At 61.5% G+C, this 14,755-nt stretch carries 13 protein-coding genes; 8 read left to right on the top strand and 5 right to left on the bottom strand.

The genetic code is table 11. From position 1 onward, the window contains the following. Positions 1-16 precede the first annotated feature (16 nt). Together ACPW75_RS04340 and ACPW75_RS04335 are read left to right on the top strand one after the other, a co-directional pair. Positions 17-1,348 carry a D-serine ammonia-lyase gene (locus ACPW75_RS04340; protein WP_077097112.1) on the top strand — a complete coding sequence of 444 codons (1,332 nt, stop codon included), beginning with the start codon at positions 17-19 and terminating at the stop codon, positions 1,346-1,348. A gap of 334 nt (positions 1,349-1,682) precedes the next feature. After that, complete coding sequence (locus tag ACPW75_RS04335) at positions 1,683-1,859, top strand: hypothetical protein (RefSeq protein WP_011705338.1); 177 nt, start codon at positions 1,683-1,685, stop codon at positions 1,857-1,859. Between the two features lie 87 nt (positions 1,860-1,946). Here ACPW75_RS04335 and icd read toward each other — a convergent pair whose 3' ends face one another. Together icd and ACPW75_RS04325 are read right to left on the bottom strand one after the other, a co-directional pair. Next, entirely contained in the window at positions 1,947-3,200 is a 1,254-nt protein-coding gene (gene icd / locus ACPW75_RS04330) for an NADP-dependent isocitrate dehydrogenase (protein ID WP_017786499.1), read from the bottom strand. A gap of 202 nt (positions 3,201-3,402) precedes the next feature. Beyond that, positions 3,403-4,266: a helix-turn-helix transcriptional regulator gene (locus ACPW75_RS04325; protein WP_179101473.1), complete on the bottom strand. Its 864-nt coding sequence runs from the start codon at positions 4,264-4,266 to the stop codon at positions 3,403-3,405. 129 nt (positions 4,267-4,395) lie between these two features. Between ACPW75_RS04325 and manA the strand changes: the two genes are divergently transcribed. Together manA and ACPW75_RS04315 are read left to right on the top strand one after the other, a co-directional pair. Next, positions 4,396-5,595, top strand: a complete 1,200-nt coding sequence (gene manA / locus ACPW75_RS04320; RefSeq protein ID WP_077097116.1) for a mannose-6-phosphate isomerase, class I — start codon at positions 4,396-4,398, stop codon at positions 5,593-5,595. A 239-nt stretch (positions 5,596-5,834) separates the two neighbouring features. After that, positions 5,835-6,341, top strand: a complete 507-nt coding sequence (locus tag ACPW75_RS04315; RefSeq protein WP_179101474.1) for a hypothetical protein — start codon at positions 5,835-5,837, stop codon at positions 6,339-6,341. A gap of 74 nt (positions 6,342-6,415) precedes the next feature. Here the strand turns inward: ACPW75_RS04315 and ACPW75_RS04310 are convergent, their stop codons facing one another. Then, positions 6,416-6,565 carry a hypothetical protein gene (locus tag ACPW75_RS04310; RefSeq protein ID WP_011705333.1) on the bottom strand — a complete coding sequence of 50 codons (150 nt, stop codon included), beginning with the start codon at positions 6,563-6,565 and terminating at the stop codon, positions 6,416-6,418. 735 nt (positions 6,566-7,300) lie between these two features. Between ACPW75_RS04310 and ACPW75_RS04305 the strand changes: the two genes are divergently transcribed. The 3 genes from ACPW75_RS04305 (at position 7,301) to ACPW75_RS04295 (ending at position 10,550) form a co-directional block, all read left to right on the top strand. Next, a complete protein-coding gene (locus ACPW75_RS04305) occupies positions 7,301-9,187 on the top strand; it encodes a PTS fructose transporter subunit EIIC (RefSeq protein WP_077097120.1) in 1,887 nt (628 codons plus the stop codon). Positions 9,188-9,382: 195 nt separating this feature from the next. Then, positions 9,383-9,670 (top strand): hypothetical protein, encoded by a 288-nt coding sequence (locus ACPW75_RS04300; protein WP_017409991.1) that lies wholly within the window; start codon positions 9,383-9,385, stop codon positions 9,668-9,670. 91 nt (positions 9,671-9,761) lie between these two features. After that, entirely contained in the window at positions 9,762-10,550 is a 789-nt protein-coding gene (locus ACPW75_RS04295) for a hypothetical protein (RefSeq protein ID WP_077097122.1), read from the top strand. Between the two features lie 24 nt (positions 10,551-10,574). Here ACPW75_RS04295 and ACPW75_RS04290 read toward each other — a convergent pair whose 3' ends face one another. Both ACPW75_RS04290 and malX read right to left on the bottom strand, forming a co-directional pair. Continuing rightward, positions 10,575-11,777 carry a MalY/PatB family protein gene (locus ACPW75_RS04290; RefSeq protein WP_077097124.1) on the bottom strand — a complete coding sequence of 401 codons (1,203 nt, stop codon included), beginning with the start codon at positions 11,775-11,777 and terminating at the stop codon, positions 10,575-10,577. Between the two features lie 74 nt (positions 11,778-11,851). Continuing rightward, positions 11,852-13,438, bottom strand: a complete 1,587-nt coding sequence (gene malX, locus ACPW75_RS04285) for a maltose/glucose-specific PTS transporter subunit IIBC (RefSeq protein WP_425904420.1) — start codon at positions 13,436-13,438, stop codon at positions 11,852-11,854. 275 nt (positions 13,439-13,713) lie between these two features. Here malX and ACPW75_RS04280 point away from each other — a divergent pair, with 275 nt between their 5' ends. Beyond that, the gene (locus tag ACPW75_RS04280; protein WP_077097128.1) at positions 13,714-14,751 is read left to right on the top strand and encodes a Mal regulon transcriptional regulator MalI; all 1,038 of its coding nucleotides are present in this window, start codon (positions 13,714-13,716) and stop codon (positions 14,749-14,751) included. Positions 14,752-14,755 lie beyond the last annotated feature (4 nt).

Raw genomic sequence — 14,755 nt, 5'->3', positions numbered from 1 at the left:
CGAGGCCGAGAACACCATGAAAAACATCGATGTATCACAACTCACCCAGCAGTTTCCGCTGCTGCAATCCCTGATCGCGCTGGAACCGGTCAGCTGGTTCAACCCCAAGGCCACCACCCTGGTGGAAGGTCTTCCCTATGTGGAGCTCGATGGCAGCGATGTGGCGGATGCCTCCTCCCGCCTGGCCCGCTTCGCCCCCTACCTGTGCGAAGCCTTCCCCGAGACCCGCGCCAGCAAGGGCATTCTCGAGTCCGAGATCGCCGCTATCCCGGCGATGCAGGCCACTCTCAACCAGCGTTACGGCGTTGAGGTCACCGGTCGATTGCTGCTGAAAAAAGACAGCCATCTGCCCATCTCCGGTTCCATCAAGGCGCGCGGCGGCATCTACGAGGTGCTGGCCCACGCCGAGCAACTGGCCATCAAGGCCGGTCTGCTCTGCGAAGAGGACGACTATCGCAAGCTGCTCACAGACGAGTTCCGCCACTTCTTCAGCCAGTACAGCATCGCGGTGGGCTCCACCGGCAACCTCGGCATGTCCATCGGCATCATGAGTGCCCGCCTCGGCTTTCGCGTCACCGTCCACATGTCGGCTGATGCGCGGGAGTGGAAGAAGCGCAAGTTGCGCGAACATGGTGCCATCGTGGTGGAATACGCCGAGGATTACGGGGTCGCGGTGGAGCAGGGCCGCAAGGAGGCCGAGCGCGATCCCGCCTGCTTCTTCATCGATGACGAGAACTCACGCACCCTGTTCCTCGGCTACGCGGTAGCCGGTGAGCGGGTGAAAAAGCAGTTTGATGAAATGGGGATTGTGGTGGACGCCGACCATCCGCTGTTTGTCTACCTGCCTTGCGGCGTCGGTGGCGGCCCCGGCGGGGTGGCCTTTGGCCTCAAGCTCGCGTTCGGTGACCACGTTCACTGCCTGTTCGCCGAGCCGACCCACTCCCCCTGCATGCTGCTCGGGGTCCACACCGGCTTGCACGATGCCATTGCGGTGCAAGACCTTGGCATCGACAACCTCACTGCGGCCGACGGCCTCGCCGTGGGGCGCGCTTCCGGCTTTGTCGGCCGCGCCATGGAGCGGCTGCTGGCAGGTTTCTACACCCTTAGCGATCAGGAGATGTATGACCTGCTCGGACTCTTGGCCCGCGCTGAGCAGATCAAGCTCGAACCTTCTGCCCTGGCCGGCATGGCAGGCCCGTGGCGCGTCGCGGCCAACCTTGAGTGGCAGGCCGGTCAGGGGCTGGATGCAGCAAAAATGGCTCGGGCCACCCACCTGGTATGGGCCACTGGCGGCGGCATGGTGCCCGCCGAGGAGATGGAAAAGTACCTGGCCAGCGCCCGCCGCTGATCTTTTTTTCAGCCATAAAACCCGCCAGACTGGCGGGTTTTTCTCGTGTGGGATCAGCAAGATGGCGCCGCTGTTCGCCCCCTTGTAAGCCAGACGGCCAGACAGCTGGACACCCTGAATTGCCGACAATCCCCCCAAGCTGGTTATTTTGTGATACGATAGTGGCCGTTTTTTGACATCTGCACCCACGTTGGCGCCCTGATCCGGCGAGATCGCGACCCAATCCGTCGATCACAACCATCACGGGCATGCAGAAAAACCGTGGCCTGATGGCCCCGTCCGGCACAAAGCCTGGCGGCGGTCAGCAAGACACACGAGATAAGGAGATCGGGCAATGAAACAATATCAAAGCTGGCTGGGACAATATCTGATGAGTCGCCGCGATGGGGATCACGCCATGGCATCCGAACTCGCCAGCTCCATCTGCGAGTTCTGGCAGGCCCAGGGAGACGAGGCCGAGTTCAGCAAGTGGCAGCAGATCTACCAGCAGCACGTGGAAAAAACCACCTGACCCATTGGGTGCCCCCCTCGGCACCCGCCCATCACCCATAAAAAAACCAGCGCTCATGGCGCCGGTTTTGCATTTCAGTGACCCGTATTACATCTGGTCGACCATATCCTGGGCGAACTGGGAGCAGGAGCGCAGGGTGGCGCCTTCCATCAGACGCTCGAAGTCATAGGTGACGGTCTTGTTGCGGATCGCCGCTTCCATCCCCTTGATGATGAGGTCGGCCGCCTCAACCCAGCCCATGTGGCGCAGCATCATCTCGGCGGAGAGGATGAGGGAACCCGGGTTGACCTTGTCCTGACCGGCGTATTTCGGCGCGGTGCCGTGGGTCGCTTCGAACAGGGCCACGCCGTCACCGATGTTGGCACCCGGTGCGATGCCGATGCCGCCCACCTGGGCCGCCAGCGCGTCGGAGATGTAGTCACCGTTCAAGTTCATGCAGGCGATGACGTCATACTCGGCCGGGCGCAGCAGGATCTGTTGCAGGAAGGCGTCGGCGATGACGTCCTTGACCACGATGGTCTTGCCGGTTTTCGGGTTCTTGAAGGAGCACCAGGGGCCGCCGTCGATGAGCTGGGCATCGTACTCTTTCTGGGCCAGGGCATAGCCCCAATCCTTGAAGGCACCTTCGGTGAACTTCATGATGTTGCCCTTGTGCACCAGGGTCACGGAGTCGCGATCGTTGTCGATGGCATACTCGATGGCGGCACGGACCAGACGCTCGGTACCGGCCTTGGACATGGGCTTGATGCCGATGCCGCAGGTCTCGGGGAAGCGAATCTTCTTCACGCCCATCTCGTTTTGCAGGAAGGCGATCACCTTCTTGGCTTCGTCGCTGTCGGCTTTCCACTCGATGCCGGCGTAGATGTCTTCGGCGTTCTCGCGGAAGATCACCATGTCGGTCAGATCAGGACGCTTGACCGGGCTCGGGGTGCCCTCGTAGTAACGAACCGGACGCAGGCAGATGTAGAGATCCAGCTCCTGGCGCAGGGCCACGTTGAGGGAGCGAATACCGCCGCCGACCGGGGTGGTCAGCGGGCCCTTGATGGCCACGCAGTATTCACGAATGAAATCCAGGGTTTCGGCCGGCAGCCAGGCACCTTCGCCATAGACATGAGTCGACTTCTCGCCGGTGTAGATCTCCATCCAGGCGATCTTGCGCTCGCCTTTGTAGGCTTTCTCGACCGCGGCATTCACCACATTCAACATGGCCGGGGTCACGTCCACACCGATGCCATCCCCTTCGATAAACGGAATGATCGGATGGTTGGGAACCTGCAGCTTGCCGTTGGCATCGACTGTGATTTTCTGGCCCTGGGTCGGGATAACTACTTTGCTTTCCATCGGCATCTCCTAACTTCCGTTTGTTATCAATCTGTAAGTTGCGCGCGGCCATCTTAAGCCCATCCATTTGCAGAATCAAATGGCGAGCACGCATGTCAGCCCATAGTCGCGCACTGGATCACAATGCGTCCCTTCTGCCTGCTCCGGATCCGAAGCAGCCCCGCCGGAGCCTGACTCGGACAGGCTCCAGCAGCATCCCTGCTTATCCCGCCAGCCCCTGCGGCTGGCTGAGTGCCCGGTACTGGGAGGGGGTCAGCCCGGTCTTCTGCTTGAACACCCGGCAAAAATAGTTCACATCGCTGTAACCACAGCGGCTGGCCACCTCTTCGAGGCGAAAGCGGTATTTCTTGAGCATGAACTTGGCCCGATCGATGCGCACCCAGCTGATGTAATCGGCCAGGCGCATGTGCCCCTGCTCGCGAAACAGATGCGACAGGTGGCTGACCGAGACGTTGAAGCGATGGGCGATCGAATCCCGGCTGATGGGGCGGTGAAAGTTCTCCTGGATATAGATGCAGATCCCGTGAAACAGCTCAGCCCCCCGCGGCCGCTCGAAGGTGGACTCGGCCAGCAGCTGGCGCACGCTGGTGAGCAGCGCCTGCAGCAGGTGATTGTCGGTGGGGGAGCGAGCGGGATCCTCGGTCAGCACGTTGAGCGCCGCCAGTATGTGTTCGTTCACATGGCCGGCCCGGGCCATGATGCTGTGCTTTTGCACGTCAAAGAAATCGGGGTCTTCCCGCCGCTTGCTCACCAGACTGAAGCCCAGCTGACGCTTGCCGAACAGCAGGCTCAGCACCGAGCAGTCGGTGGTCCAGAGCGGCTTGTTCCAGCCGTTGGGAGGGATGTAGAGCGCCTGCCCCGGGGCGATGCAGATCTCCTGGCAGCCCTGCTCCCTGTCCCAGATCTGGTTGCGGTACTCGCCGCTGAACACCAGCTCGAGGCGGGGAAAGTTGACCTGATAGCTGAAACCGGGCGGCACCCCCTGATCCTGGGCGAACCAGATCTGGTCGAAGGGGGCCTGCTCGTGGAGGGCGCCATCGAGCAACTGGCTGAAGACAAGAGACATGCTGATCCTGATCAAGAGAGAGGCAAGCGGTTGCGGTGCCCGCGACCGCCCATGTTATAGTCCGGTCCACGGCAGCAATGCCACCCTTTTCTGCACCCGATTTTCTGCACACCAAATGAGGCATCCCTTATGAGCAGTCGCGATCTGCCCTCTTTTTTGTCAATGCAAAATCCGATTCAAGGCTACGACTGGGGCAGCCATGACGCCCTCACCACCCTGTTCGGCATCCCCAATCCGGCGGGCAAGCCCCAGGCCGAACTGTGGATGGGTGCCCACCCCAACGGCTGCTCCGAGGTAGTGCTGGCCGGACAGGCACAAAAGCTCTCGACCCTGATAAAGAGCGCCCCCGCCGCCGTGCTGGGCGAGGCCACCCAGACCCGTTTTGGCAACCTGCCGTTCCTGTTCAAGGTGCTGTGCGCCGAGAAGGCCCTCTCCATTCAGGTGCACCCGAGCAAGGCGCAGGCCGAAGCGGGCTTTGCCAAGGAAGAGGCCGCCGGCATCCCGCCAACGGCCGCCAATCGCAACTACAAGGATCCCAACCACAAGCCCGAGCTGGTGTTTGCCCTCACCCCCTATCAGGCGATGAACGGCTTTCGCGCCATCCCGGCCATCCTGGCGCTGTTCGAGCGGGTCAAGCTGCCCGCCCTTGCCGAGCTGGTCGCCGCCCTCGCCGCCAGCCAGAACGAAGCGGGTCTGCAGCACTTCTTCCACCAGCTGCTGGTGCTGGAAGGAGCGCGCAAGGAGGAGGCACTGGCGGGCCTGCTGGCCTTTGCCGCCGCCCATCAGGATGAAGAGACCTTCGCCCTCGTCACCAGCCTGGCCGCCCAATACCCGGGGGATGTGGGGCTGTTCTCGCCGCTCTTGCTCAACGTGGTGACCCTGCAGCCCGGTCAGGCAATGTATCTGGACGCCTGCACCCCGCACGCCTATGTGCGCGGCACTGGCCTCGAGATCATGGCAAACTCCGACAACGTGCTGCGCGCCGGGCTCACTCCCAAGTACATAGACGTGGCAGAGCTGTTGGCCTGCACCCGCTGCTTGCCCAAGCCGGACGACCAGATCCTGCTGGCCCCCCGCATGGAAGGGGCGGTGCAGCACTTCGAGGTGCCGGTACCGGACTTCACCTTCAGCGTCTATCCGGCGGGCGAGCACCAGCTCACCACCACCAGCGCCGAGATCCTGTTTGCCATCGACGAGGCCGTGATCCTCAAGCGCGGTGACGACACCCTGCGCCTCGAGAAGGGGCAGTCCGCCTTCATCCCGGCCGCCACCGGCCGCTACCAGCTGCTGGCCGAGGGCCGGGTCGCCCGCGCCGGCAACCGCTGCTAAGCCGATTCAAATCGACCCACGACCACAAGGGCCATCCAGGATGGCCCTTGTTTTTTGACGGTCTCAGCCACTACGCCGCCCTGCCTTCTGCCGACAAATTTCTTGATGTGCGGCATAAATTCATCAGATCCTGCTGTCGTCCTCTGCCGGGTTGGCTATCATGCCCGTCTGGCTATCACTGCGCCTTGACCCTCGCCGAGGCCACCACGGTCACCCGGCCCCCGTTCAGGAAGAACATCATGAAAGGCTACTGCGGACTATCCGTTTTACTGCTGGCGCTGCTGGGCAGCCCGGTGCATGCCGCCTGTGACAAGGAAGTGGCGCTCAGGCTGGCCAAGGCGTTCTGGAGCGAGCACAAGGATTTCTATTACGCCGACCCGGCGCCGCTCAAGGCGCTGCTCACCCCCGACTTCTTCGCCGTGCTGAGCAGCGAGGCCGCCTGCAACGCCGACGGCGAGGTGTGCGCCATCGATGCCGACCCCTGGATCAATGCCCAGGATGGCGAGGTAAGCGAACCCGTCAGCTTCACCCTGGCCAACGCACAAGAGCAAGGAGTAACGGTCAGGATGAAGTATCTGTTCGCCCTCTCCGACAGCCAGAAAGAGCCGCAGACGGTCAGCCTTCATTTTCAAAAGAGCGGCGACAATCGCTGCTACCTGATGGATGACTTCATTCCGCCCGGCGACGGCTCGCTCAAGCAGCGCCTGCGCCAATGGCAGAGCCACAACGCCATCGAGCCGCAATAAAAAACCCCCGCCGTGCTGGCGGGGGTTTTGCATTCTGCCGGGCCGCGCGCCTCAGCGCCGGGCTGGCCACGGGGTCACTCCTCCACTGCCTCCGGCTGAGGTTCTTCAGCGCGGATCTGCTGCAGCTCTTCGACCCTGGCCTGCCATTTGTCGTGGGCCTGTTTGCGCTCCTGTTGCTTGAACTCTTCGCGCATGGTGTCGATCTCTTGGACCAGTTTTTCCATCGGGATGTCTCCTTACATCTGGGTGAACATGACAAGTAAAACGGGTTGACGGCACACTCCGCATCAAGGGCGTTGGCCTGTCGGTTCATCAGGTTTGACTTCCGGTTTGCCAAAACTGTCCAACTAAATAAACGATTGGATATGCAAAAAGCAATCTAAAAAATGATTAAACGTCTCCCGGAAGGCCATCAAAAGGAGGTCAAAACCGCCTCTTTCCGCTCTGACCAATAAAATACAAAACATTAATTATCAAATAGTTAAATGCACATCACTACAAATCTGCACACCCTTTTCAATCGGCCGATTATGCACTGATTTTTCATCCCCTCATTCTTGCGTTTCCTGCCACCCCGCCACCATGAGCATCCCCCAAAGCCAGGCCACCACTTTTGCCGACCGGCTCACAATTTTCTCGCCTGCTCGAGCGCACAAATCTCCATCCCGTCGTCTGCCGACAGCATTCAGGCTCACCACTTATTGGTCATCAGTCGTACTCGGATTAAAAATAACCTTCTGTTTTAAAATGTATTTCTATAAAAATGAGATCGTTCATTCAGGCAGGACAAAATGCGAGCAGGGTCACAGGCAGGCACCGTCGGCACAAAAATCCAGTAAAGGGCACATATGTCCGATTTCGGCCGAGGCACTTGGGAGAAACAATAGGCAGGTCAACCCGTTGCACCACAGTTTCAACAGGACCACTTCCATTCGGACGGCACCAGCCAGGAGAGAACCATGCTCACCACCCTGATAGATGAAGGATTGATCTGCCTCGATCTTGCGGCCCGCGACAAGCAGGCGCTGTTTGTCGAACTGGCCGCCAGGCTCAAGGCCAGCGGCAAGATAGCCAGTCAGGATCAGTTTGTCCGCGACCTCTGGGCGCGGGAGGAGCTGGACAACACCGGTTTCGAGCAGGGGGTCGCCCTGCCCCACGCCAAGAGCGAGGCGGTGCGAGAACCCGCCATCGTGGTCGGCATCAGCCGCCAGGGCATCGACTACGGCGCAGAGGATGGCGAGCCCTCCAAGCTGTTCTTCATGATTGCCTCCCCGGCGGGCGGCGCCAACCACCATATCGAGGTGCTGGCCGAGCTATCCACCAAACTGCTGGAACCCGGTTTCATCGCCAGCATGCAGGCAGCCACCAGCCGCGCCGAGGTACTCGCCTTGCTGGCCGCAGCAGGGCCGTCCGCAGCCCCTGCCGCCCCTCAGCCGCAACCCACCCAGCCGGCGGAGCCGCAGGAGCGCGGCATCAAAGCCCAGCTCAACACCCTCAAACAGCACTTGCTGTTTGGCACCTCCCACATGATCCCCTTCATCGTCGCGGGGGGCGTCTTGCTGTCGCTGTCGGTGATGATCAGCGGCAAGGGCGCCGTGCCCGAGGAGGGCGTGCTCAAGGACATGGCCGACATGGGCATCGCCGGGCTCACCCTGTTTACCGCCGTGCTGGGCGGCTACATCGCCTACTCCATGGCAGACAAACCGGGCCTGGCCCCCGGCATGATCGGCTCCTGGATTGCAGTGCAGCAGTTTCACACCGGTTTTCTCGGCGCCATCCTGGTGGGCTTTATCGCCGGCCTCATCGTCAACCAGCTCAAACGCATCAAGCTGCCGGACTCCATGAGTTCGCTCGGCTCCATCTTCATCTATCCGCTCATCGGCACCTTCCTGGTGTGCGGCATCGTGATGTGGGTGATCGGCGCCCCCATCGCCGCCATGATGGAAGGGATGAACCACTGGCTCTCCGGCATGGCGGGCTCGGGCAAGGTGATGCTGGGGGCCATCCTCGGTGGCATGACCGCCTTTGACATGGGCGGCCCCATCAACAAGGTGGCCACCCTGTTCGCCCAGACCCAGGTCAACACCCAACCCTGGCTGATGGGCGGGGTCGGCATCGCCATCTGCGTGCCGCCGCTCGGCATGGCGCTGGCGACCCTGCTCTCACCGCGTCGCTACAAGAAAGAGGAGCGTGAAGCGGGCAAGGCAGCCGCCATCATGGGCATGATCGGCATCAGCGAGGGGGCCATTCCGTTTGCCGCCGCCGACCCGGTGCGGGTCATCCCGGCCATCGTCGCTGGCGGCATCGTCGGCAACATCACCGGCTTCATGATGCACAGCATCAACCACGCCCCCTGGGGCGGCTGGATCGTGCTGCCGGTGGTGGAGGGCAAGATGGGCTATATCCTCGGCACCCTGCTCGGCGCCCTGACCACGGCCCTTATCGTCAACCTGCTGAAAAAGCCGGTCAGCGACACCGAAGAGAGCAACGAGCGCCAGGAGGAATACCAGATCATCGAGGCGGAAGGGGAAGCCGAGGTGCTGGCCATCACCGCCTGCCCCTCCGGCGTGGCCCACACCTTCCTGGCCGCCAAGAGCCTGCAAAAAGCGGCCGCCAAGGCTGGCATCAAGCTGAAAGTGGAAACCCAGGGCGCCAACGGCATCATCAATCGCATCAGCGCCAAGGACGTGGCCAACGCCCGCTGCGTGATCTTTGCCCACGATGTGGCCATAAAGAACAAGGAGCGCTTCGCCCATATCGAGGTCATCGACGTCAAGACCCGGGAGGCCATCCACAACCCGGAAGGGCTGCTGGCCCGCACCCAGCCGGGGCGCCAGGTGGCCTGACAACGGCACTTGAGAATACCTACGACAGAAGGGGCCAAGGGCCCCTTCTTTTTATCCCGGTATCAGATAACAGCAGTCCTTCTTCATCTGGCGCCCGAACGGGGATAGCGACTTCACCCTCAGGATCGATAAGATAGGAGTCATATTGTGCCTTCGCCGGCTTGGCGACCGCACCTGGACGGAGCCTTGCAAAACATGGAATTGACGGACGTACTGCTCACCCTGGCGGGTCTGGTGACCGCCGGCATCATTCTCAAGAATCGCGCGGTGACCCAACCCGACTGGGACAAACTGCCCACCCTGCCCGAGTACCTCGCCCGCCATCCCGAATGCGCCACCGACGATAGCGAAAACGCCAGTTGCTGTGCCTGCGGTTCGCACAAGGTGCTGTTCAGCCCGCTGACCGGCGCCGGCGATTACCGTTTGCGCCACACCTGCCTGGCCTGCGGCAAGGTGCTGTTTCGCAGCCGCGCCATTCTCTGACAGAATGCCGCCGCCATGCCATTACTGTACGCCTCCTCCTTGACGGCTTAACCTTCATCACTACCAGACCCAAACAGCACGAAGGGATTTGATGACACCAGATCTGGATCTGAACACCCTGCGCAGACGTTGGCTTAAAAAACATTTGCAAGAACTGCGGGCAGCAAAAAATGAGGAAGAAGAGAAAGGAGGCATACTGGGATTCGTCGGTATTCTATGCGCTCTGATCCCCTTAATGACGGCGACTGTGTACTTTGTGGGAATGCGCTATTACCAAGGTTACCTGGGGCAATTCAGACTGGACTCAACGGAGTTTTCTCCACCCGCCGACAACACACTTTTTACCGGTTTCTATCTGCTTATCCAGCTGCTTTTACCCTACGTAGTCCCAGTAATCGCTGCGCTAGGAACGCTTTTTCTTACTCTCTTTGCCATGTTGTTTACTATGAGGTGGCGTCTGACTCTCTCTTGGTGGGTGATCCGTTTCTTTGTCCTAACCCCTCTGGTACTAAAGGGAGGAAAAATCGCCAATAACTACCCGGCCCCCTTAACCTTCAACATCATGATCTGGTTGCAGAGTTCTATTTTCAAACTCGCTATTTTCATCGTCCCTCCCTTGCTGGTCATCATTGCCTCTGAACATCTCAAACCCATGGGCGAAGAACTTGCCCAAAAACAGATAGACCAGTTAGAACAAGACAAATGGCCGCAGACTGAGGCCCATAGTCAGTCTCCTCTGCTGGGGGATGAGCCCCATATTCGCATCGCCTGCAACGCTTCCCACTGCGCTTATCGCCTCAAGGGGGGTGATACCCTGATCCTGCGCTTCGATCAGATAGAAGAGACCCGCTATCGGCCTGACAAGGCCGCCTCGACATAGCAACCGCCGCCCGAAGGCGGCGTTCTATCTGGCCAGCAGCTCTTGCAGTCCGCTTATCAGGGCGTCGAGGCCTTTATCTACTTTCGATCGCGGGCAACCGACGTTGAGGCGAAGATAGCCTTTACCTTCAGGGCCATAGGTGTCGCCGCGCATGATGGCGACTCGGTATTTCTCCACCAGCAAGGTTTGCAGCGCATCCATCCGCTCGGTGGAGTCGATGCCAAGGCCGCGCAGATCAATCCAGGCGAGATAGGTCCCCTCGGGCACCCGATAGTCGATGGCGGGAAAAGCAGCGTTGAGCCGCGCCGCCACCTGGGTGAGGTTGCCGTGCAGATAGCGTTTAAGGGCATCGAGCCAGACAGCGCCATCCCGATAGGCGCTGATATGGGCCAGCACCCCGAGAATGGGCGGCGATGAGAGGCCATGGGCCGCCTTGAGCCGCTGCAGATAGGCGGCCCGCGCCCCGGCGTTGGCAATAAAGGCGTAGGCACCGCCAAGGGCCGGAATATTGAAGGATTTGGAGCCCGAGCTCACCAGCGCCCAGTGATCGTCCAGCGCCACCTCACTCCACGGCAGGTAGCGGGCAAAGCTCACATCCATATGGATGTCGTCCGAGATGACCTTGACCCCGTGACGCTGGCAAATGTCGGCCATCCGACCTAGTTCATCACGCGTCCAGACCCGGCCGGTGGGGTTGTGGGGGCTGCAGAGCAGCAAAATCCGGCAATCGGAGCGGGCCGCTTGCTGCTCGAAACATTGCCAGTCGATCTGGTAACTCCCCTCTGTTTTTTTGAGCGGGCAAGGCAGCAGCACCCTGTCGTTGGCGGCCAGCATATTGCCGAAGGCGTCGTAGGCGGGGGTATGTACCAGCACGCCTTCGCCGGGAGCAGACCAGAGGCTCACCAGCTGGACGATGATGTAGATGACCGAAGGGCCGTAGACCAGGGTGTCAGGGTCGAGCTGCGCCCCGTAACGGCTGGCGAACCAGTCGCTCACCGCCCCCTTGAAGTCGTCGTGATTCCAGCGGCTGTAGCCAAAGACCCCGTGCTCAAGGCGCTTGGCCAGGGCCGCGCGAATGCAGGGGGCAGTCTCGAAATCCATGTCGGAGATGGTAAAGGGTAGCAGGTCGGCGTGGCCGAAGCGGTCGGCCACATAGTCCCACTGGGTGCAGTAGGTGCCGTGGCGATCGACGACGCGATCAAAATCAAAGGAGTCGGTATTGGCCATCTCTTTCTCACCAGTAAAACAGCAATGAACAAGGGGGCATGGCGCCCCCCGAGGTAGGGTAGCAGAGGGCCGGATCAGACCCCCATCAGGCTCTGCAGCTGGTTTTTCACCAGATGGACCTGGGGCCCGATCACCACCTGCAGGTTGTGCTCGTCGAGCTTGATCACCCCGATGGCGCCATTCGCCTTCAATACCTTGTCATCGACCCGGTTCATGTCCTGCACCGACATCCGCAGGCGGGTGATGCAGTTATCGAGCGCCAGGATGTTATCGGCGCCGCCCAAGGCGTTGAGGATCACCTCGCCGTTGTAGCCGCTGTTGCCAGCCTTCTTGCCTGCGGGCTGGGCAGCCTCGCTGGCTTCAATCTCGCGGCTCTCTTTTTCACGGCCAGGGGTTTTGAGGTTGAAGCGCACGATGGCGAAGCGAAACACCCCGTAGTAGATGGCAAACCAGATGGCGGCTGCCACCGGTACCAGATACCACTTGGTGGCGGTGCCCTGCAGCACGCCGAACACCAGAAAATCGATGAGGTTGCCGTCGGTGTTGCCGATGGTGACGCCGAGCAGCCCCATGGTCATAAAGCCGAGCCCGGTCAGGATAGCGTGAATGACGTAGAGTACCGGCGCCACGAACAGGAACAGGAACTCCAGCGGTTCTGTGATGCCACCGATGACGCAGGCCACTACACCGGAGACCAGCAGCGCCTTGATCTTGCCGCGATTTTCCGGGCGGGCGCAGTGATACATGGCGAGCGCCGCTCCCGGCAGGCCGCCGAGGAAGGCCGGCATCTTGCCTTGGGAGAGGAAGGAGGTGGCCGACACCGAGAACTGGGCGGTATCGGCGCAGGAGAGCTCGGCGTAGAAGATATTGAGCGCGCCACTCACCTCGTTGCCGCACACCAGCGACGTGCCGCCCGCCTCGGTAAAGCGGATGAGCGCCACCAGAATGTGGTGCAGACCGAGCGGCAGCAGCAGCCGCTCACCAGTACCGAACAGGAAGGGGCCGAAGGGGCCGGCGTGGGAGATGAGCGTCCCGATGCCGTTGATGCCGGCGGCAAACCAGGGCCAGACCAGGGGCACCACCAGACCGACCACCCCCAGCACGATGGCGGTGATGATGGGCACGAAGCGGGCGCCGCCGAAGAAGGCGAGCGCATCGGGCATCTGGTAGGTATAAAAACGGGCGTGCAACTTGGCGACGATCACCCCGACGATGATGGCCCCCAGAATGCCGGTGTCGATGGAGCTGATGCCGAGGATGGATTTCACCCCGTAGGCCTTCTCCGCTGCCGCGTCACCGATGACGTTGGCCACCGTGAGGTAGAAGTTGATGGAGAGATTGAGCGCCGCATAGCCGACGAAACCGGCAAAGGCCGCCACCCCCTTCTCTTCGCGTGCCAGCCCAAGCGGAATGGCCACCGCGAACATCACCGGCAGGTAGATAAAGGCCACCAGCCCGACCTTGGTCATCCAGAGGAACAGCAGTTGCAGCACGGTATTGTCGAGGAAGGGCATGCTCTGCTTGACCGCATCGCTGGTAAGCGAGCTGCCGACACCGAGCAGAATGCCCGAGAAGGCCAGCAGGGCGACCGGCAGCATAAAGGTCTTGCCGAGGCTCTGCAGGAACTCCCAGATGGTGGATTTGGCGGGGGACTTGGCCATGTGTCAGATCCTTGTGAGGTGAGGGTCATTCGATACTCCTGCCCGGTAGCCTCCCTGACGGATGGCGACGGCGAGCCGTATCTGGTTTTGCTGGATGATAAAACGTTTTATCAACTCACAAGTGCCGACAGGATCACAGTTCAACCGCCCTGCTGGACGCTGTTCCTCAAATTTGTGAGGCAGATCCATGGGCGCGGGATGTAACGTTTCACTCGGCAACCCAAGCGGGTATGCTGTGCACCTCCTCTCTTCGCCTTGATCGCTACCGCCTGCCTATGTCGCCCAAACCGCTGCTCGCCAACAACCCCAAGATCACCGACGTGGCCCGGCTGGCCGGGGTCTCGGTCACCACCGTCTCCATGGTGCTGCGCGGCAAGGGGCGCATCTCGCCGGCCACCGCCGAGCGGGTGCAGCAGGCGATCAGGGAGCTCGACTACGTGCCCAACAGCGCAGCCGCCAACCTGCGCAGCCAGCAATCCAACCTGGTGGGGCTGATCCTGCGCGACATCACCGACCCCTTCTACACCGAGGTGACCGCCGGGGTGAGCGAGGTGCTGGAGCAACAGGGCTATCTGTTGTTCCTGACCCAGTGCGGCCACAGCCCAGAGCGGTTGCAGCAGAGCATCCAGTCCCTGTCGCGCCAGGGGGTGGCGGGCATCATCTTCAACCCGGTGCGCGGCGCCGCCGCCAAGCCGCTGGAGAACCTGCTCGGCTCGGCGCTGCCGCTGGTGTGCGCCGCCCGTTCCTACTATCGGGACGACGTGGACTTTATCGGCCCGGACAACACCCACGCCGCCCAGCAGGCCACCACCTATCTCATCGAGCAGGGCCACCGCCATATCGCCTACGTCGGCGGGCGGGCCGACTCCCTCACCCGCGCCGAGCGCATTGGCGGCTACTGTGCCAGCCTGCTGCAATACGGCCTGCCCTTCAAACCTGAGTGGGTACTGGAGTGCGAGCGCACCCAGCGCAGCGCCGCCGACACCATCGCCCAGCTGTTGCACCGGCACCCCAAGGTGACCGCCGTGCTCTGCCACTACCCGGAGGTAGCCCTCGGCGCCATCTACGGCGTCGAGGCGAGCGGGCGCAGCGTAGGGAAGGACAACTACGTCGGCCAGCAGGTGGCCCTGCTCGGTTTTGATGACGTGGCGGAGGCCGAACTCACCTTCCCCGCCCTCACCTTCCTCAGCTCACCGGCCCGCGACATCGGCCGCCAGGCCGCCCTGCGCCTGCTGAACCGATTGCAGCAACCCGAGCTCGCCCCCACCCGCCATCTCATCATCCCCAGCCTGCAAAAGCGGGCATCGGCCTGAGTTC

Source organism: Aeromonas sp. FL131, from assembly GCF_049860615.1.
Lineage (GTDB): Bacteria > Pseudomonadota > Gammaproteobacteria > Enterobacterales > Aeromonadaceae > Aeromonas > Aeromonas hydrophila.
This window is presented reverse-complemented; position numbering and strand designations above follow the sequence as displayed.

What these genes read in the sequence shown, in the direction of transcription:
- ACPW75_RS04340 (WP_077097112.1), top strand. Translation starts at nt 17, where the DNA reads ATGAAAAACATCGATGTATCACAACTCACCCAGCAGTTTCCGCTGCTG.
- ACPW75_RS04335 (WP_011705338.1), top strand. Translation starts at nt 1,683, where the DNA reads ATGAAACAATATCAAAGCTGGCTGGGACAATATCTGATGAGTCGCCGC.
- icd (WP_017786499.1), bottom strand. Translation starts at nt 3,200, where the DNA reads ATGGAAAGCAAAGTAGTTATCCCGACCCAGGGCCAGAAAATCACAGTC.
- ACPW75_RS04325 (WP_179101473.1), bottom strand. Translation starts at nt 4,266, where the DNA reads ATGTCTCTTGTCTTCAGCCAGTTGCTCGATGGCGCCCTCCACGAGCAG.
- manA (WP_077097116.1), top strand. Translation starts at nt 4,396, where the DNA reads ATGAGCAGTCGCGATCTGCCCTCTTTTTTGTCAATGCAAAATCCGATT.
- ACPW75_RS04315 (WP_179101474.1), top strand. Translation starts at nt 5,835, where the DNA reads ATGAAAGGCTACTGCGGACTATCCGTTTTACTGCTGGCGCTGCTGGGC.
- ACPW75_RS04310 (WP_011705333.1), bottom strand. Translation starts at nt 6,565, where the DNA reads ATGGAAAAACTGGTCCAAGAGATCGACACCATGCGCGAAGAGTTCAAG.
- ACPW75_RS04305 (WP_077097120.1), top strand. Translation starts at nt 7,301, where the DNA reads ATGCTCACCACCCTGATAGATGAAGGATTGATCTGCCTCGATCTTGCG.
- ACPW75_RS04300 (WP_017409991.1), top strand. Translation starts at nt 9,383, where the DNA reads ATGGAATTGACGGACGTACTGCTCACCCTGGCGGGTCTGGTGACCGCC.
- ACPW75_RS04295 (WP_077097122.1), top strand. Translation starts at nt 9,762, where the DNA reads ATGACACCAGATCTGGATCTGAACACCCTGCGCAGACGTTGGCTTAAA.
- ACPW75_RS04290 (WP_077097124.1), bottom strand. Translation starts at nt 11,777, where the DNA reads ATGGCCAATACCGACTCCTTTGATTTTGATCGCGTCGTCGATCGCCAC.
- malX (WP_425904420.1), bottom strand. Translation starts at nt 13,438, where the DNA reads ATGGCCAAGTCCCCCGCCAAATCCACCATCTGGGAGTTCCTGCAGAGC.
- ACPW75_RS04280 (WP_077097128.1), top strand. Translation starts at nt 13,714, where the DNA reads ATGTCGCCCAAACCGCTGCTCGCCAACAACCCCAAGATCACCGACGTG.